The organism is Pseudomonas sp. CFSAN084952, assembly GCF_009648855.1.
Lineage (GTDB): Bacteria > Pseudomonadota > Gammaproteobacteria > Pseudomonadales > Pseudomonadaceae > Aquipseudomonas > Aquipseudomonas paracarnis.
This window is the reverse complement of sequence record NZ_CP045767.1, coordinates 3,664,221-3,682,908: the sequence shown is the minus strand read 5'-3', so window position 1 is coordinate 3,682,908 and position 18,688 is coordinate 3,664,221. Positions and strand designations below refer to the sequence as shown.

Genomic DNA, 18,688 nt, shown 5'->3' with positions numbered 1-18,688 from the left:
ACATGTTTCTGATTGCGGTCTAGGCGTATAAGCGCCAAAAAACGGCCGCTGCAGGACAAGGAGAATGGCAAATGGCTAGTTCAACGATTTCCGGCCCAGGTTCGGGCTACGACACCCAGGCTATCGTCAAGGCGCTGGTAGGTGCCGAGCAGGCGCCCAAGCAGGCTCAGATCACCAACGAGCAGAAGAAGGCCACCGTGCAGTTGTCTGCCGTGGGCTCGGTCAAGACGGCGTTGGAAGCCTACCAGGCGGCGATCACCAAGTTGAACAATGCCTCGGCCTTCAACGGGCTGGCGGCGACTTCTTCGGAAGAGAAAAACGCCAAGGTCACCCTGACCGACGGTGCGTCCAGCGGCAAATACCTGTTGAAGATCGCCAACCTTGCGACCGCCTCGAAAGTCACCACGGCGGTGAATGCGGACGGCGCGTCGGGCAAGGCCAACAGCACGGACGAAGACCAGACGCTGACCATCAACCAGTCGGGCAAAAGCTACGACGTGGTGATCCCAGGCGGCGCGACCTTGCAACAGGTGCGCGAGTCGATCAATACCCAGCTCTCGTCCCAAGGCATCAGTGCCAACGTACTGAGTGACTCTAATGGCGCGCGTCTGGTATTGACTTCGACCACCATGGGCGAGGGCACCGACATCACCCTCAGCGGTGATTCGCAGCTGGCTGTCGGCTACGACAAAGGCAAGGCGCCGACCAACGCCAAGTACTCCATTGATGGCATTGAAATGTCATCGAACAGCAACAAGATCACCTCGGCGATCAGCGGCGTGACCCTGGACCTGTTGGACACGGTAGACATCACCAAGCCGACCACCATCACCGTGGCCAGCAACACCGATACCTTGAAAACCTCGGTGCAGTCCTTCGTCAGCGCCTACAACACGCTGATGACGGCGATCAACACCCAAACCAAGGTCACTGCAACCGGTGATGCCTCCACCACCACCGCAGGTGCGTTGACCGGCGATGCGTCGATGCGTCAATTGGTGAACAGCCTGCGTTCCGAATTGGTCAACGGCTCCGGCGCGGGCACCATGACCAGCCTGGCGCAGATGGGCATCACCACCGACCAGAAAACCGGCCTGCTGAGCCTGGATGACAAAACCTGGGACAAGGCCGTGGTCAAGGGCGCTGGCGACATTGCCAAGCTATTCACCGGCGACACGGGCTTGATCACCCGCATGAACAAGGCGACCAACAGCTACGTCGGCACTACCGGCACCCTGGCGACACGTGCCACCGATCTCAACAACAAGTTGACTGACTTGACCAAAGAGACCGACGACCTGACGCGGCGCATGGATGCCTTGCAGAAGTCCCTGACCGCCAAGTACACGGCGATGGACACCATGATCGCGCAGATCAACGCCAGCAGCTCCAGCATCCTGACCACCCTCAACTCGCTGAACAATCCTAAGTCGAACTGATGAGCGGTGCGCGCCAGGGCCCTGTCCAGGGGCCCTCGCGCAGGGTGCTGGATTAAAGTTTTTATCGCCGTGGTCGAAAAACTGGTTAAGCAAACCTATTCGATTGTCGCCAGTAACGAGGTAGCAACATGAACCCGATGAGAGCCCTTCGCCAGTACCAGAAGGTCAATGCCCACGCTCAGGTCTCCGAAGCCAGCCCGCACCGCCTGGTGCAGATGCTGATGGAAGGTGGCCTGGATCGCATGGCCCAGGCCAAGGGTGCGTTGAGCCGCGGGGACATCGCGCAAAAGGGCCTGATGCTGGGCAAGGCGATCGAAATCATTTCGGGCCTGCGCGATGGCCTGGAGCCTGAGAAAGCCGAAGATCCGGCCGCGATCCAGCGTCTGGATGCCCTGTACAACTACATGGGCAATCGCTTGGTCGAGGCCAATCGCGTCAACGACGCCGAGATGATCGACGAAGTCGCCCGCCTGCTGATCACCGTCAAGACCGGCTGGGATGCCATCGCTCCACAATAAGGCCGATTGCCTTGAGGTACACATCATGAGCCACGCACTGCAACGCATCGACGAAACCCGCGAAGCCCTTCTCGGCGCGCTGGCTGAGCGCAATTGGGAAGCCGTGGGCGAGTTGGACCTGGGTTGCCGCGCGGTGATTGATGAGGTGCTCAGTGAGGCACCGGTAGACGAGGGCGCATTACGCGAGAAGCTGGAAAGTTTGTTGGTGGTGTACCAGCAGTTGCTGGAGGTGACGACCGGCGAACGCCAGGCGATTTTCGAAGAGATGTCGCAGATCAACCAAGCGAAAAATGCGTCAAAGGTTTACCATCTGTTCGGTTGAACGGGCGCAGTTAATCCGAACGGCGCGTCATATATTTGACTGTGCCAGCATTTTTGACTTAACTAGTGCTGTTTTCAGATTTCAGACGTCTAGAAGGTAAGAAATCTTACAGACGTCTAGATTGCCCTCATTCCGGGGCAGGAAGTTTTACTAGGGAAGTTGCTATTGCATGTGGCGTGAAACCAAAATTCTGCTGATCGATGACGATAGCGTCCGCCGCCGCGATTTAGCGGTGATTTTAAATTTTCTCGGTGAAGAAAATTTACCCTGCGGCAGCCACGATTGGCAGCAGGCGGTCAGCTCGTTGTCGTCGAGCCGTGAAGTCATTTGCGTATTGATCGGGACGGTAAACGCTCCTGGCGCAGTTCTGGGCCTGTTAAAGACACTGTCTACCTGGGATGAGTTCCTTCCGGTGTTGCTAATGGGCGATATTTCTTCCGTGGACCTGCCGGAAGACCAGCGCCGCCGTGTGTTGTCCAACCTGGAAATGCCGCCTAGCTACAGCAAATTGCTCGACTCCCTGCACCGTGCCCAGGTCTATCGCGAGATGTACGACCAGGCCCGCGAGCGCGGCCGTCACCGTGAACCCAACCTGTTCCGCAGCCTCGTCGGCACCAGCCGTGCCATCCAGCACGTGCGCCAGATGATGCAGCAAGTGGCCGACACCGACGCCAGCGTGCTGATCCTCGGCGAGTCGGGCACCGGCAAGGAAGTGGTCGCGCGCAACCTGCACTATCACTCCAAGCGTCGCGACGGGCCCTTTGTGCCGGTCAACTGCGGGGCGATCCCGGCAGAGCTGCTGGAAAGCGAATTGTTCGGCCACGAGAAGGGCGCCTTTACCGGGGCGATCACTAGCCGTGCCGGGCGTTTTGAGCTGGCCAATGGCGGCACTCTGTTCCTCGACGAAATCGGCGACATGCCGTTGCCGATGCAGGTCAAGCTGCTGCGCGTATTGCAGGAGCGCACCTTCGAGCGCGTGGGCAGCAACAAGACCCAGAGCGTGGACGTGCGCATCATTGCCGCCACCCACAAGAACCTCGAAAGCATGATCGAGGTCGGCAGCTTCCGCGAAGACCTGTACTACCGCCTCAACGTATTCCCTATCGAGATGGCCCCGCTGCGCGAGCGCGTGGAAGACATCCCGCTGTTGATGAACGAACTGATCTCGCGCATGGAGCACGAAAAGCGCGGCTCCATTCGCTTCAACTCTGCGGCAATCATGTCCCTGTGCCGCCACGGCTGGCCGGGCAACGTGCGCGAGCTGGCCAACCTGGTGGAGCGCATGGCGATCATGCACCCGTACGGGGTGATCGGCGTGGTCGAACTGCCGAAGAAATTCCGCTACGTCGATGACGAAGACGAACAGATGGACAGCCTGCGCAGCGACATGGAAGAGCGCGTGGCGATCAACGGCCATACTCCAGACTTCGGCGCCACCGCGATGTTGCCGCCCGAAGGCCTGGACCTTAAGGACTACCTCGGCAACCTCGAACAAGGGTTGATCCAGCAGGCCCTGGACGATGCCCATGGCATCGTGGCCCGCGCCGCCGAGCGCCTGCGTATCCGCCGCACCACCCTGGTGGAGAAGATGCGCAAGTACGGTATGAGCCGCAAAGAAGGTGATGAACAGGCGGATGATTGACGCCTGTTTTTCAACTATTTGATTTATAGGTAGATTTTTTTCGGCACGGGTATTGCTACAGCCCTCGCAACGTTCCGTTTAACTGACGGTCAGCCAAGCGAGAGAGCATCATGCCCCACGCCGCCCAACTATCTTCGGCCCCTGCCATCCAGGGGCTGGTTTCGCCTGTAGAACCGCCGACCCGCCAGGGCCTGGAGCACGCGTTCTCGCAGTTCAATCAGATGTCGAGCCAGCTGACCGACTCCTACAGCCTGCTTGAGGCCCGGGTTTCGGAGCTTAAAGGCGAACTGGCGGTGGTCAGCGCCCAGCGCATGCAAGAGCTGGCCGAGAAAGAACGCCTGGCCAACCGCCTGCAAAACCTGCTGGACCTGTTGCCCGGTGGCGTAATCGTCATCGATGACCAGGGCCGCGTGCGCGAAGCCAACCCGGCAGCCTGTGATCTGCTCGGCCTGCCGCTGGAAGGCGAGCTGTGGCGTGAAGTCATCACCCGCTGTTTTGCCCCCCGTGAAGACGACGGCCACGAAGTCTCCCTCAAGGACGGGCGTCGGCTGTCCATCGCGACCCGTTCCCTGGACGCCGAGCCGGGCCAGCTTGTGCTGCTCAATGACCTGACAGAAACCCGGCACCTGCAAGATCAACTGGCGCGCCATGAGCGGCTGTCGTCCCTGGGGCGTATGGTCGCTTCCTTGGCCCATCAGATTCGTACGCCGTTGTCGGCGGCATTGATCTACGCCAGCCATTTGACTGACGAGCAATTACCGGCGGCCACCCACCAACGCTTTGCCGGGCGCCTCAAGGAGCGCCTGCATGAGTTGGAGCACCAAGTGCGCGACATGCTGGTGTTTGCCCGTGGCGAACTGCCGCTGACCGATCGCGTTACACCTGCCGGCTTGATGCAGTCCCTGCAAGCGGCAGCGGCCATTCATGTGCAGGAGGCCAACCTGCGCTGGCAGTGCGACAGCCATCAGGGCGAATTGCTGTGCAACCGCGACACCCTGGTGGGCGCGCTGCTCAACCTGATCGAAAACGCCACCCAGGCCAGTGGCCCCGGGGCGCGCCTGAAAGTGCACCTGTACACCCGCGGGCAAACCCTGCGCCTGTGCGTCAGCGACAGCGGCAGCGGTATCGCCCCGCAGGTGCTGCAACGTCTGGGCGAGCCGTTTTTTACCACCAAGACCAACGGCACTGGCCTGGGCCTGACTGTGGTCAAGGCAGTGGCCCGCGCCCATCAGGGACAATTGCAGCTGCGTTCCCGCCTGGGGCGTGGCACCTGTGCATTGATGACCTTGCCGCTGTTTTCCAGCGCGGCAAGCGCGGAGTAAGAGGATGATGGCTATCAAGGTTTTATTGGTGGAAGACGATCGCGCCCTGCGTGAAGCATTGGCTGACACGCTGCTGTTGGCGGGCCATGACTACCGTGCGGTCGGCTCTGCCGAGGAAGCCTTGGAGGCGGTCGAGCAGGAAACCTTCAGCCTGGTGGTCAGCGACGTCAACATGCCTGGCATGGACGGCCACCAATTGCTCGGCCTGCTGCGGGTGCGCCAGCCGCAGCTGCCGGTGCTGCTGATGACCGCCCATGGCGCGGTGGAGCGGGCGGTGGATGCTATGCGTCAGGGCGCGGCGGATTACCTGGTCAAACCGTTCGAGCCCAAGGCGCTGATCGAGCTGGTGGCCCGACATGCTCTGGGCGTAGCGTCGGCGGGCGAGGGCGATGGCCCGATTGCCTTTGAGCCGGCCAGCGCGCAATTGCTGGAACTGGCCGCGCGGGTGGCGCGCAGTGATTCCACTGTGTTGATTTCCGGTGAATCCGGTACCGGTAAAGAAGTGCTGGCGCGCTACATCCACCAGCAGTCCAGCCGCGCCCAGCAACCGTTCATTGCGATCAACTGCGCGGCGATCCCCGACAACATGCTCGAAGCCACCTTGTTTGGTCATGAAAAGGGCTCGTTCACCGGCGCCATCGCGGCCCAGGCCGGCAAGTTCGAACAGGCCGACGGCGGCACCATCCTGCTCGACGAAATTTCGGAAATGCCCCTTGGCCTGCAAGCCAAGTTGCTGCGCGTATTGCAGGAACGTGAGGTGGAGCGCGTGGGCGCGCGCAAGCCGATCCAGCTGGATATTCGCGTGGTTGCCACCACCAACCGCGACCTGGCGGGCGAAGTGGCGGCGGGGCGCTTCCGTGAGGACCTGTTCTACCGGTTGTCGGTGTTCCCGCTGGCCTGGCGCCCATTGCGTGAGCGCCCGGCGGATATCATCCCCTTGGCCGAGCGCCTACTGAACAACCACGTCAAAAAAATGAAGCATGCCCAGGCGCGGTTGTCGCCCGAGGCCCAGGCGTGCCTGGTCAATTACCCATGGCCGGGCAACGTGCGCGAGTTGGATAATGCCATCCAGCGTGCGCTGATTTTGCAGCAGGGCGGCTTGATCCAGCCGCAGGATTTCTGCCTGGCCATGGGCACTGGCGCTGCGCCGTTGCCGAGCCTGGCTCCGGCTCCAGTGGTCGCCGAGGCGGAATCGGCAGGCGCCCTGGGTGATGACCTGCGCCGCCGTGAATTTCAGATGATCATCGACACCCTGCGCGCCGAGCGCGGCCGTCGCAAAGAAGCGGCCGAGCGCCTGGGCATCAGCCCGCGCACCTTGCGCTACAAGCTGGCGCAGATGCGCGACGCCGGTATGGATGTGGAAGCGTATCTTTTCGCCACATGACCGGTAACAAGTTCGACAAGCTTTGTCGCCTTTTCTTACGAGTTGTCACAGAGCTGGCACCCTTGTTGCTACCACCCCTAGTAACCGCTGCGTAGTGTCAAAAAATTGCGGGTCGTCGGAGAGAGAAGGTCATGAGCCAGGGTATTGAGTTCAATCGGTTGATGTTGGATATGCGCGCCATGCAAATGGACGCCATGGCTCAACCGAAATCCGTCGCGCCAGCGCCGGAATTGGGCCAAAGCAATTTTGCCGACATGCTCGGTCAGGCAATCAATAAAGTCAGTGATACCCAGCAGGCGTCCAGCCAGCTGGCGACGGCCTTCGAGATCGGTAAAAGCGGCGTGGACCTCACCGATGTGATGGTCGCCTCGCAAAAGGCCAGTGTGTCCTTCCAAGCCTTGACCCAAGTGCGTAACAAGCTGGTTCAGGCGTATCAAGACATCATGCAGATGCCGGTTTAAGGACGAGATTTAAGTCATGGCTGAAGCAGTCTCCGACAACCTCCCCGCCAAGGCCGACGGCAAACCGCCGTTGTTTGGCCTGTCGTTCCTGGAAAACCTCTCGGAAATGACCATGCTGCGTCAGGTGGGCCTGATGGTGGGCCTGGCAGCCAGCGTGGCGATTGGTTTTGCCGTGGTGCTGTGGTCGCAGCAACCCGATTACCGCCCCCTGTACGGCAGCCTGTCGGGCATGGATTCCAAGCAGATCATGGAAACCCTCGCCGCCGCCGACATCGCCTACACCGTGGAGCCCAACTCAGGTGCCTTGCTGGTCAAGGCTGACGACGTAGCCCGCGCACGCATGAAATTGGCCGCCGCTGGCGTGGCGCCGTCCGACAGCAATATCGGTTTTGAAATCCTCGACAAGGACCAGGGTCTGGGCACCAGCCAGTTCATGGAAGCCACCCGTTATCGTCGTGGTCTGGAAGGCGAACTGGCGCGCACCATTTCCAGCCTCAATAACGTCAAGGCCGCCCGTGTGCACCTGGCGATTCCGAAAAGCTCGGTGTTCGTGCGTGACGAACGCAAGCCCAGCGCCTCGGTCTTGGTCGAGCTGTTTGCTGGCCGCTCCCTGGAGCCTGGCCAGGTACTGGCGATCGTCAACCTGGTGGCAACCAGCGTTCCCGAATTGAGCAAGTCGCAAATCACCGTGGTGGACCAGAAGGGCAACCTGCTGTCCGACATGGCCGAAAACTCCGCGCTGACCCAGGCCGGCAAGCAGTTCGACTACAGTCGCCGCATGGAAAGCATGCTCACCCAGCGCGTGCACAACATCCTGCAACCGGTACTGGGTAACGACCGCTACAAGGCTGAAGTCTCCGCCGATGTGGATTTCAGCGCTGTCGAGTCCACCTCCGAGCAGTTCAACCCGGACCAGCCAGCGTTGCGCAGCGAGCAGTCCACCAGCGAACAACGCACCGCCAGCAATGGCCCCCAAGGTGTGCCGGGCGCCCTGAGCAACCAGCCACCCGCGCCGGCCTCGGCACCGCAGACCACCGGTGGCGCTGCCGCCACGGCGGGCGCGATCCAGCCTGGCCAGCCATTGCTGGACGCCAACGGCCAGCAGATCATGGACCCGGCCACCGGCCAGCCGATGCTTGCGCCGTACCCTGCGGACAAGCGTAACCAGTCCACCAAGAACTTCGAACTGGACCGTTCCATCAGCCACACCAAGCAGCAACAGGGCAAGATCAATCGTCTGTCGGTGTCGGTGGTGGTCGATGACCAGGTCAAGGTCAACCCTGCGGACGGCGCGGTGACCCGTGCACCCTGGACGGCTGACGAACTGGCCCGTTTCACCCGCCTGGTGCAGGACGCCGTTGGCTTCGACGCCAGCCGTGGCGACAGCGTCAGCGTGATCAACATGCCGTTCTCCGCCGAGCGCGGTGAAGTGATCGCTGACCCTGCGTTCTACACCCAGCCGTGGTTCTGGGACATCGTCAAGCAAGTGCTGGGCGTGTTGTTCATCCTGGTGCTGGTGTTTGGTGTACTGCGCCCGGTGCTCAACAACATCACCGGTGGCGGCAAGAAGCAACTGGCACTGGCCGGTGGCGACGTCGAGTTGGGTGGCATGGGCGGCCTGGACGGCGAACTGGCCAACGACCGCGTCAGCCTTGGCGGCCCGCAAAGCATCCTGTTGCCAAGCCCGAGCGAAGGCTATGACGCTCAGTTGAACGCAATCAAGAGTCTGGTGGCAGAAGACCCGGGCCGTGTGGCTCAGGTCGTGAAAGAGTGGATTAACGCTGATGAATGATCGAGCCGCTGTGGCCAAGCTGTCCCGGGTCGACAAAGCCGCTGTGTTGCTGCTGTCCCTGGGTGAAACCGACGCTGCCCAAGTGCTGCGCCACATGGGCCCCAAAGAGGTCCAGCGTGTCGGCGTGGCCATGGCGCAGATGCGCAATGTGCACCGCGAGCAAGTCGAGCAGGTGATGAGCGAGTTCGTCGAGATCGTCGGCGACCAGACCAGCCTGGGCGTCGGCTCCGACAGCTACATTCGCAAGATGCTCACCTCGGCCCTGGGCGAAGACAAGGCCAACGGCCTGATCGACCGCATCCTGCTGGGTGGCAACACCAGCGGCCTCGACAGCCTCAAGTGGATGGAACCGCGGGCAGTGGCCGACGTGATCCGCTATGAGCACCCGCAGATCCAGGCGATCGTGGTGGCCTATCTGGACCCGGACCAGGCCGGTGAAGTGCTCGGCCACTTCGACCATAAAGTGCGCCTGGACATCATCCTGCGTGTGTCATCGTTGAACACCGTGCAGCCGGCGGCGCTCAAAGAACTCAACACCATTCTGGAGAAGCAGTTCTCCGGCAATTCCAACGCCTCGCGCACCACCCTGGGTGGCATCAAGCGCGCAGCCGACATCATGAACTTCCTCGACAGCTCGGTCGAAGGCCAGTTGATGGACTCGATCCGCGAGATCGACGACACCCTGTCCGGCCAGATCGAAGACCTGATGTTCGTGTTCAACAACCTGGCCGATGTCGACGACCGTGGCATCCAGGCGCTGCTGCGCGAAGTTTCCTCGGACGTGCTGGTGCTGGCGCTCAAGGGCTCGGACGAAAACGTCAAAGAAAAGATCTTCAAGAACATGTCCAAGCGCGCCTCGGAGCTGTTGCGCGACGACCTGGAAGCCAAGGGCCCGGTGCGCGTCAGCGACGTGGAAACCGCCCAGAAGGAAATCCTCACCATTGCCCGCCGTATGGCCGAAGCCGGAGAAATCGTTCTCGGCGGGAAGGGCGGCGAAGAAATGATCTAAGGCGCCTTGCATGTCGAATAAAGATGAGGCGCCCAGCGATCTGATTCGCGCGCGGGATGTCGGTGGTTTCGACATCTGGTCGCTGCCCAGTTTCGACCCCCATGTGCCGGAGCCTGAGCCTGAACCGGTTGAAGAACCTCCGGCAGAAATGGAAGAAGTGCCACTGGATGAAGTCCAGCCACTGACCCTCGAAGAGCTGGAAACCATTCGTCAGGAGGCCTACAACGAAGGCTTCGCGGCGGGGGAAAAAGACGGTTTTCGCAGCACCACCCTCAAGGTTCGCCAGGAGGCCGAAGCGGCGCTGGCCACCAAGTTGGCTAGCCTGGAGCGCCTGATGGGCAACCTGTTCGACCCTATCGCCGAACAGGACTCGCAGCTGGAAAAATCCATGGTTGGCCTGGTGCAGCACATCGCGCGCCAGGTGATCCAGCGCGAACTGGTGCTCGATTCCAGCCAGATCGAAGGCGTGATGCGCGAAGCCCTCAAGCTGCTGCCCCTGGGCGTCGGCAATGTGCGGCTGTACATCAACCCCCAGGATTTCGAACAGGTCAAAGCCCTGCGCGAGCGCCATGAAGAAACCTGGCGCATCGTCGAAGACGCTTCGTTGCAGCCCGGTGGTTGCCGTGTCGAAACCGAGCACAGCCGCATCGATGCAACGGTGGAGACCCGCATCAGCCAGATCATGGCCAAGTTGTTCGATCAACTGCATGAACAAGCCCTGCACCCCGCCGAGCCGGACCTGAGCGTTGACCTGGACGCCACCGATGCGCCTTGATCGCACCAGCTTCGCCAAGCGCCTGGGCAGCTACGCCGAGGCCACCGAGTTGCCCGGCCAGCCGATCCTCGAAGGGCGCCTGTTGCGCATGGTCGGCCTGACCCTCGAAGCCGAGGGCCTGCGCGCCGCCATGGGCAGCCGCTGCCTGGTGATCAACGACGACAGCTACCACCCGGTGCAGGTCGAAGCCGAGGTGATGGGCTTTTCGGGCAGCAAGATTTTTCTGATGCCGGTCGGCAGCCTCGCCGGCATTGCCCCCGGCGCCCGCGTGGTGCCGCTGGCCGACACTGGCCGCCTGCCCATGGGCATGAGCATGCTGGGCCGCGTACTCGACGGGGCCGGCCGTGCGCTGGACGGCAAGGGCGGCATGAAGGCCGAAGACTGGGTGCCGATGGACGGCCCCACCATCAATCCGCTCAAGCGCAACCCCATCAGCGTGCCACTGGACGTGGGTATTCGCAGCATCAACGGTTTATTGACGGTCGGTCGCGGCCAGCGCCTGGGCCTGTTCGCCGGTACTGGCGTGGGTAAGTCGGTGTTGCTGGGCATGATGACGCGCTTTACCGAGGCCGACATCATCGTGGTGGGGCTGATCGGCGAGCGGGGCCGCGAAGTGAAGGAGTTCATCGAGCACAGCCTCGGTGAAGAAGGGCTCAAGCGTTCCGTTGTCGTCGCTTCTCCGGCAGACGATGCACCGCTGATGCGCCTGCGTGCGGCGATGTACTGCACGCGCATCGCCGAATATTTTCGCGACAAGGGCAAGAACGTCCTGTTGCTGATGGACTCGCTCACGCGTTTCGCCCAGGCCCAGCGCGAAATCGCCCTGGCCATCGGTGAACCGCCCGCGACCAAGGGTTACCCGCCATCGGTGTTCGCCAAGCTGCCCAAGCTGGTGGAGCGTGCCGGTAATGCCGAAGCCGGCGGTGGCTCGATCACCGCGTTCTACACCGTGTTGTCCGAAGGCGACGACCAACAGGACCCGATTGCCGACTCGGCGCGAGGTGTGCTCGACGGCCACATCGTGCTGTCGCGCCGCCTGGCCGAAGAAGGGCACTATCCGGCCATCGACATCGAAGCGTCCATCAGCCGGGTGATGCCGGCGGTGGTCACGCCGGAGCATATGGCCCGTGCCCAGCAGTTCAAACAGTTGTGGTCGCGTTACCAGCAAAGTCGCGACCTGATCAGCGTCGGCGCCTATGTGGCCGGTGGTGACCGCGACACCGACCTGGCCATCGCCTTGCAGCCGCAACTGGTGACCTACCTGCGCCAGGGTCTCAACGACAAGATCACCATGGGCGAGAGCCAGTCGCACTTGCAGTCCATCTTCGCCCCGGCGCCGGGCGGCTAAGCCATGGCCAACAGCCGCGCCGCCCGCCTGGCTCCGGTGGTGGACATGGCCGAAAAGGCCGAGAAAGCCGCCGTGCAGCGCCTGGGCTACTTCCAGGGCCAGGTGCGCCTGGCCCAAAGCAAGCTGGGCGACCTGGAGCGCTTTCGGGGCGAGTACCAGCAACAGTGGATCGAGCGCGGTAGCCAGGGTGTATCCGGCCAGTGGCTGATGGGGTACCAGGGCTTTCTCAATCAGCTTGAAACCGCCGTTGGTCAGCAACGCCAGAGCCTGGCCTGGCACGAGGCCAACCTCGATAAAGCGCGCGAGGCCTGGCAACAGGCGTTTGCCCGGGTCGAGGGGCTGCGCAAACTGGTGCAGCGCTACATCGACGAAGCGCGAGCCATCGAAGACAAGCGCGAGCAAAAGCTGCTCGATGAATTGTCCCAACGCCTTCCCCGCCCAGAACAGTTCTAACCGGCACCACAAATCCAGTATGGGAGCCGGCTTGCCTGCGAACGCGGTGGTTCAGTTAAAGATTCAGTGGCTGACACGCCGCCACCGCAGGCAAGCCAGCTCCCACAGTTGATTCACTGTGTTGCTCAGATGCGGTTCAGCTGCTACACCTTGTGTCTAGTGCAACGACAAGGAAGCAGTCACATGACAGTCGAGTCAGAAGTATCCCTGGACGGGAAGAAGTTGACGATCGCAATCAAGGGTCGGTTCGATTTCGGCAGCCACCAGGCGTTTCGGGAAGCCTACGAGCGTTTCTACAAGGTGCCCGAGACCTATATCGTCGACCTCAAGGATGCCACCTACATGGACAGTTCAGCCCTTGGCATGCTGCTGTTGCTACGGGATCATGCTGGAGGTGATGACGCCGAAGTTCGCGTGACGAACAGCAACTCCGACGTGCGCAAGATCCTCGCCATCTCCAACTTCGACAAACTGTTCGATATCAATTGAGCGCCCTGGCCCCTGTCCTGGAGGCGCTGACCATCCTGATCGCCGAAGACAGCGCCGCCGACCGCCTGTTGCTGGCGAGCATCATCCGCCGTCAGGGCCACCAGGTGCTGACTGTCAGCAACGGCGCCGAAGCGATTGAGGTGTTTGCCCGTGAGCGCCCGCAACTGGTGTTGATGGACGCGCTGATGCCGGTGATGGACGGCTTCGAAGCCGCACGGCAGATCAAGCAACTGGCGGGGGAGGCGCTGGTGCCGATCATCTTCCTCACGTCGCTGCGCGAAAGCGAAGCCCTGGCCCAGTGCCTGGACGCGGGCGGCGATGACTTTCTGCCCAAGCCCTATAACCCCTTGATCCTGGCAGCGAAGATCAACGCCATGGACCGCCTGCGCCGCCTGCAGGCCACGGTTTTGCAACAGCGTGACCTGATCGCCAGGCACCACGAACACCTGATGCATGAGCAGCGGGCGGCCAAGGCGGTGTTCGACAAGGTCGCCCATTCCGGTTGCATCAACGCCGCGCCGAATATCCGCTATCTGCAATCGCCTTATGCGTTGTTCAATGGCGACTTGTTGCTGGCGGCTTACACGCCATCGGGTGACATGCATGTGTTGCTGGGTGATTTCACCGGCCATGGCTTGCCGGCCGCCATCGGCGCCATGCCCCTGGCCGAAGTGTTCTACGGCATGACCGCCAAGGGCTACGGCCTCACGCAGACCCTGCGGGAAATGAACGCCAAGCTCAAGCGCATCCTGCCGGTGGACATGTTCTGCTGCGCCACCTTGCTGTGCCTGAGCGCCCAGCGGCGGGCGGTGGAGGTGTGGAACGGCGGCATGCCCGAAGGCTATGTGCATGAAGTCGCCACGGGCAGGCGCACGCCATTGATGTCGCGGCACCTGCCCCTGGGGGTGTTGTCGGCAGAGGCGTTCGATGACAGCACCGAGGTCTGGCCCATGGCGTTGGGCGACCGGGTGTTTTTGCTTTCCGACGGCGTGCTCGACACCGCTGACGCCAACGATCAACTGTTCGGCGCCGAGCGCTTGCAGCAGGTGTTCGCCGCCAACCGCGAGCCCGACCGCCTGTTCGAGGACATCGAGCAGGCCCTGGCGGCCTTTCGTGGCCAGGCGCGCGATGACGTCAGCATGGTCGAGATCACGTTGCAGGCGGGCCAACCCTTGCGAGCGGCCGAACCGATGTATGCCGACAGCGGCCGGTCGTGCCCGCTGGATTGGTCGGTGAGTTTCGAATTCCGCGCCCAGACGCTCAGGACCTACAACCCGTTGCCGTACCTGCTGCAACTGCTGTTGGAGATCCATGGCCTGCGTGCGCAGAGCGGGGCGCTTTACAGTGTGATGGCCGAGTTGTATTCCAACGCGCTGGAGCATGGCGTGCTGGGCCTGGACTCACGGCTCAAGCGCGATGCCCAGGGGTTTGCGCAGTATTATCGCCAGCGCCATGAGCGCCTGGCGCAGTTGGACAGCGGTTACGTGCGCGTGCATGTGCAGGTGGTACCCACCGACAAGGGCGGCAAACTGACCTTACGCCTCGAAGACAGCGGGCAGGGTTTTGATGTGGAGCAAGAGCTGGCGCGCCCCGTGGACATCGACCGTCTGTCTGGTCGGGGCCTGAGCCTGGTGCGTCAACTGAGCAGCGCTGTAGGCTGGTCCGATGGCGGGCGCACTGTCTGCGTGGAGTTTTGTTGGGCGGCTCTGGCATAATCCGCCGATTCTTGATCAAGGAGCGAGCAAGTGGCTGAGATTCATATGGACCCCGAGGTGTTGTCGGGTTTGCAGGAAGTCATGGAAAGCGAATACCCCACGCTGCTGGACACCTTTCTGCATGACTCTGAAGAGCGCGTGCAAGCGCTGCGCAAGGCGCGGGACGACGCCAAGACGTTGGGGCGCATCGCACACAGCTTCAAGGGCAGCAGTGGCAACTTGGGGGCGCTGCGCTTGGCAACGTTGTGTGAGCGGTTGGAGACCGAGTCCTTCAAGTCTGCTTCCGACTTGGGGGCGTTGGTGGATCAGATTGATCGTGAGTTTGCGCTGGTTCGGCCGCTTTATGAGCATGAGCGGGAGCGGTTTTCTGGGGTTTGATATTTTATCGGCCTGACTTGGCCCGACTCTTGCTCTACCTCCATAGACTGCATCCCCGACCCCATGCAGTGGAGACCCTAACTTATGCCAGTCGTCCCCAATTCGCTTCTTCAGGCTGCCACTGCGGCCAAGCCTCAAGCGCCGGCCGCCACGCCTGCGGTAGCGCCTGCGGCCCCGCGGGACAAGGGCGCTGGCTTCGCTCAAGTGTTTGCCAAGCAAGCTGCCAAGCCGCAGGCCAAGAGCGACGACGCGCCAGCCAAACCCGTGCGCGACAAGGCTTCTGATCCCAGCGCCAAACCGGCCGCCGGCGACGATAAACCTGCCGCCAGCGCGCCAGCGGTTGCCGATAGCGGCAATCCCTTGCCTGCCAAGCCGGCCAAGAGCGACGACCACGCTGACAGTGAAGGCGAGCCACCTGCCGACCCGTCCCTGGCGCAGCAACCGGTGGCCGACCCGGCGCTGGTCGCCGCCGTGACGCCCGTGGCAGCCCCTGTGTCCGTACAAGCGCCTGCCGTTACTGCCGAAGATGACCAGGCCCAGCCGCTCATTGCTGTGACCGAGGAGCCCAAGCAGCCGGCCTTCGACCCTGAGGCCGACCCGCTGGATTCGATGCCGGCCGTGCGCCTGGCGATGGAGCAGGGCGGTCACGTCTCGGCCAGCAGCCAGGCGCCGCAGAAAGCCGCGCCCACCCCCCAGGACCAGCCGACCGCCGCGCAGAGCTTTGCCGCCGGCCTGGCCAGCATGGTCGACCAGCAAGCCACCAAGGACAGCACCGACCAGGGGGGCGACAAGGCCTTCGGCGCGCTGATCGATGATGGCCTCAAGGACCTCAAGAACGCCAGCAGCGACACCCGCGTGGACGACTTCGCCAACCGCCTCGCCGCGCTGACCCAGGCCGCCACGCCCAAAACCGCCAACGCCTTGCCGCCGGTTGCCAACGCGCCGCTTGCCATGCATCAGAGCGGCTGGACCGAAGAGGTGGTCAACCGCGTGATGTACCTGTCCAGCGCCAACCTCAAGTCGGCCGAGATCCAGTTGCAGCCCGCTGAACTGGGGCGCCTGGATATCAAGGTCAATATGACGGCGGACCAGCAAGCCCAAGTCAACTTCATGAGCGGCCATGCGGTGGTGCGTGAAGCGCTGGAAAGCCAGTCTGGCCGTTTGCGCGAGATGTTTGCCCAGCAGGGCATGGGGCAGGTGGATGTGAATGTCTCCGACCAGTCGCGGGGCCAGGAGCAGCAGCAACAGCAGGGCCAGGCGCGGGGCGTCAGTGGCAGCGGCAGGCGTGCTGACAGCGGCGACGCCGGTGGCCCTGTGGACGTGGCCGAAGTGGCAGCGCCCGTGAGCCAGAGCGTGATCGGCTCCAGCGCCGTCGACTACTACGCCTGACTTCCTGCTCAAACCCGGTCAGTGTGGGAGCTGGCTGATCGTTCCCACGCTCTGCGTGGGAATGCCACCCCGGACGCTCCGCGTCCCGAAGTCGGCGATGTTTTCGACCGTTGCGCACGGTGACGCGTAGCGTCACAGGATGCATTCCCACGCAGAGCGTGGGAACGATCATCTTCCTGCGCCTGCCAGCCAACTCTGGCATAACACTTGCTCTTGCCTTGCCATAGATCTACGAATCCCCGAATAGTGACGGATTATTGGCATGGCGAAGAGCGACGACGCAGCAACTCCCCCCGCAGGCAAAGGCAAGCTCAAGCTGATCCTGATGATTGTGCTGGGCCTGCTTCTGGCCATCGGTGCGTCGGTGGGCGGCACCTGGTACATCATGCACAGCAGTGCGAGCAAACCGGCGCCCACCGCCGAAACTGCCACGAACGTCAAGCAACCGGCAATCTTCGAGCAGATGCTTCCGGCCTTTGTCGCCAACTACAACCAGAATGGTCGTCAACGCTACCTGCAGGTGAGCATCACCTTGCTGGCGCGCAACCAGGCGGACCTGGATGCCCTCAAGGTGCATATGCCGGTGATCCGCAACAACCTGGTGATGCTGTTCTCCGGGCAGAGCTTCGACAGCCTTGCCACGCCAGTCGGCCAGGAAATGCTGCGCCAGAAGGTCACTGCCAGCGTGCAGGAAGTGGCCCAGAAAGAACTCGGCAAAGTTGTGGTCGAGCAGGCGCTCTTCACTAACTTCGTATTGCAGTAGGATCACGACATGGCCGTGCAAGACCTGCTGTCCCAGGATGAAATCGATGCGCTGTTGCATGGCGTGGACGATGGTCTGGTACAGACCGAAATGGCTGCCGAACCCGGCAGCGTCAAAAGTTATGACCTGACCAGCCAGGATCGCATCGTGCGGGGACGCATGCCGACCCTGGAGATGATCAACGAACGCTTTGCCCGCTACACCCGCATCAGCATGTTCAACATGCTGCGCCGCTCGGCGGACGTGGCCGTGGGCGGTGTGCAGGTGATGAAGTTCGGTGAATACGTACACTCGCTGTACGTGCCCACCAGCCTCAACCTGGTCAAGATCAAGCCGTTGCGCGGCACTGCGCTGTTCATCCTCGACGCCAAGCTGGTGTTCAAGCTGGTGGACAACTTCTTCGGCGGCGACGGCCGTCACGCCAAGATCGAAGGGCGTGAATTCACCCCCACCGAACTGCGCGTGGTACGCATGGTGCTGGAGCAGGCCTTCATCGACTTGAAGGAAGCCTGGCAGGCGATCATGGAAGTCAACTTCGAGTACATCAACTCGGAAGTGAACCCGGCCATGGCCAACATCGTCGGGCCGAGCGAGGCCATTGTGGTGTCGACCTTCCACATCGAACTCGATGGCGGTGGCGGCGACCTGCACGTGACCATGCCGTACTCGATGATCGAGCCGGTGCGCGAAATGCTCGACGCCGGCTTCCAGTCCGACCTCGACGACCAGGACGAACGCTGGGTCAAGGCCCTGCGCGAAGACCTGCTGGACGTCGACGTGCCGCTGAGCGCCACCGTGGCCCGCCGTCAGTTGCGCCTGCGCGATATTTTGCACATGGCGCCTGGGGACATCATCCCCGTCGACTTGCCGGAAGAGTTGATCATGCGCGCCAACGGCGTGCCGTCATTCAAGGTCAAGCTCGGTTCCCACAAGGGCAACCTGGCGCTGCAAGTGGTTGAGCCGATCAACCGCCGCTGATTCAACCCCAATTCATGATTGTTTGCTGCGCCGAGGACATGTAATGGCTACCGAACACGAAAACACTTCCGCCGAAGACCAGGCCCTGGCTGACGAGTGGGCTGCGGCCCTGGAAGAAACCGGCGATGTTGGCCAGGACGACATCGACGCGCTGCTGGCCGCCGACGCCGCCACCGCGCCGGCCGGCAACCGCCTGGCCATGGAAGAATTCGGCAGCGTGCCGAAGAACAACGACCCGGTGAGCCTCGATGGCCCGAACCTGGATGTGATCCTCGACATCCCGGTGTCGATTTCCATGGAAGTGGGCAGCACCGAAATCAACATCCGCAACCTGTTGCAGCTCAACCAGGGCTCGGTGATCGAGCTGGACCGCCTGGCCGGCGAGCCGTTGGACGTGCTGGTCAACGGCACCCTGATTGCCCATGGCGAGGTGGTGGTGGTCAACGAGAAGTTCGGCATCCGCCTGACCGACGTGATCAGCCCGAGCGAACGCATCAAGAAGTTGCGCTGA

19 protein-coding genes are annotated in these 18,688 nt (G+C 62.2%); all 19 read left to right on the top strand.

From position 1 onward, the window contains the following. Window positions 1-71 precede the first annotated feature (71 nt). The 19 genes from fliD (at window position 72) to fliN (ending at window position 18,688) form a co-directional block, all read left to right on the top strand. Entirely contained in the window at window positions 72-1,439 is a 1,368-nt protein-coding gene (gene fliD / locus GH769_RS16665; protein ID WP_014719356.1) for a flagellar filament capping protein FliD, read from the top strand. Window positions 1,440-1,567: 128 nt separating this feature from the next. Continuing rightward, entirely contained in the window at window positions 1,568-1,957 is a 390-nt protein-coding gene (gene fliS / locus GH769_RS16660) for a flagellar export chaperone FliS (RefSeq protein ID WP_020302689.1), read from the top strand. A gap of 25 nt (window positions 1,958-1,982) precedes the next feature. Continuing rightward, complete coding sequence (locus GH769_RS16655) at window positions 1,983-2,279, top strand: hypothetical protein (RefSeq protein ID WP_014719354.1); 297 nt, start codon at window positions 1,983-1,985, stop codon at window positions 2,277-2,279. A 169-nt stretch (window positions 2,280-2,448) separates the two neighbouring features. Then, entirely contained in the window at window positions 2,449-3,921 is a 1,473-nt protein-coding gene (locus tag GH769_RS16650) for a sigma-54 dependent transcriptional regulator (RefSeq protein ID WP_003192966.1), read from the top strand. A 110-nt stretch (window positions 3,922-4,031) separates the two neighbouring features. After that, window positions 4,032-5,243 (top strand): PAS domain-containing sensor histidine kinase, encoded by a 1,212-nt coding sequence (locus GH769_RS16645; RefSeq protein ID WP_019818388.1) that lies wholly within the window; start codon window positions 4,032-4,034, stop codon window positions 5,241-5,243. A gap of 7 nt (window positions 5,244-5,250) precedes the next feature. After that, window positions 5,251-6,627: a sigma-54 dependent transcriptional regulator gene (locus tag GH769_RS16640; RefSeq protein ID WP_032902468.1), complete on the top strand. Its 1,377-nt coding sequence runs from the start codon at window positions 5,251-5,253 to the stop codon at window positions 6,625-6,627. Between the two features lie 131 nt (window positions 6,628-6,758). Continuing rightward, a complete protein-coding gene (fliE, locus tag GH769_RS16635) occupies window positions 6,759-7,088 on the top strand; it encodes a flagellar hook-basal body complex protein FliE (RefSeq protein WP_003192959.1) in 330 nt (109 codons plus the stop codon). A 16-nt stretch (window positions 7,089-7,104) separates the two neighbouring features. Further along, window positions 7,105-8,880 carry a flagellar basal-body MS-ring/collar protein FliF gene (fliF, locus tag GH769_RS16630; RefSeq protein WP_014719351.1) on the top strand — a complete coding sequence of 592 codons (1,776 nt, stop codon included), beginning with the start codon at window positions 7,105-7,107 and terminating at the stop codon, window positions 8,878-8,880. Then, on the top strand, window positions 8,873-9,889 hold the full coding sequence (gene fliG / locus GH769_RS16625) for a flagellar motor switch protein FliG (RefSeq protein WP_003192957.1): 1,017 nt from the start codon (window positions 8,873-8,875) through the stop codon (window positions 9,887-9,889). The genes fliF and fliG overlap by 8 nt, the downstream gene beginning before the upstream one ends. Before the next feature lie 10 nt (window positions 9,890-9,899). Further along, a complete protein-coding gene (fliH, locus tag GH769_RS16620) occupies window positions 9,900-10,664 on the top strand; it encodes a flagellar assembly protein FliH (RefSeq protein ID WP_020302693.1) in 765 nt (254 codons plus the stop codon). Beyond that, complete coding sequence (gene fliI, locus GH769_RS16615) at window positions 10,654-12,012, top strand: flagellar protein export ATPase FliI (protein ID WP_003192955.1); 1,359 nt, start codon at window positions 10,654-10,656, stop codon at window positions 12,010-12,012. The genes fliH and fliI overlap by 11 nt, the downstream gene beginning before the upstream one ends. 3 nt (window positions 12,013-12,015) lie before the next feature. Continuing rightward, window positions 12,016-12,465 (top strand): flagellar export protein FliJ, encoded by a 450-nt coding sequence (gene fliJ / locus GH769_RS16610; RefSeq protein WP_003192954.1) that lies wholly within the window; start codon window positions 12,016-12,018, stop codon window positions 12,463-12,465. A gap of 183 nt (window positions 12,466-12,648) precedes the next feature. Beyond that, window positions 12,649-12,954, top strand: a complete 306-nt coding sequence (locus GH769_RS16605) for an STAS domain-containing protein (protein ID WP_014719349.1) — start codon at window positions 12,649-12,651, stop codon at window positions 12,952-12,954. Then, entirely contained in the window at window positions 12,951-14,669 is a 1,719-nt protein-coding gene (locus tag GH769_RS16600) for a fused response regulator/phosphatase (RefSeq protein WP_014719348.1), read from the top strand. The genes GH769_RS16605 and GH769_RS16600 overlap by 4 nt, the downstream gene beginning before the upstream one ends. 30 nt (window positions 14,670-14,699) lie before the next feature. Further along, a complete protein-coding gene (locus GH769_RS16595; protein WP_014719347.1) occupies window positions 14,700-15,047 on the top strand; it encodes an Hpt domain-containing protein in 348 nt (115 codons plus the stop codon). Window positions 15,048-15,131: 84 nt separating this feature from the next. After that, a complete protein-coding gene (locus GH769_RS16590; protein ID WP_032902459.1) occupies window positions 15,132-16,436 on the top strand; it encodes a flagellar hook-length control protein FliK in 1,305 nt (434 codons plus the stop codon). A 262-nt stretch (window positions 16,437-16,698) separates the two neighbouring features. After that, window positions 16,699-17,199, top strand: coding sequence for a flagellar basal body-associated protein FliL (gene fliL, locus GH769_RS16585; protein ID WP_032902457.1), 501 nt, complete (start codon window positions 16,699-16,701; stop codon window positions 17,197-17,199). Window positions 17,200-17,208: 9 nt separating this feature from the next. Next, a complete protein-coding gene (gene fliM, locus GH769_RS16580; RefSeq protein ID WP_014719344.1) occupies window positions 17,209-18,177 on the top strand; it encodes a flagellar motor switch protein FliM in 969 nt (322 codons plus the stop codon). Window positions 18,178-18,220: 43 nt separating this feature from the next. Beyond that, the gene (gene fliN / locus GH769_RS16575) at window positions 18,221-18,688 is read left to right on the top strand and encodes a flagellar motor switch protein FliN (protein ID WP_003192941.1); all 468 of its coding nucleotides are present in this window, start codon (window positions 18,221-18,223) and stop codon (window positions 18,686-18,688) included.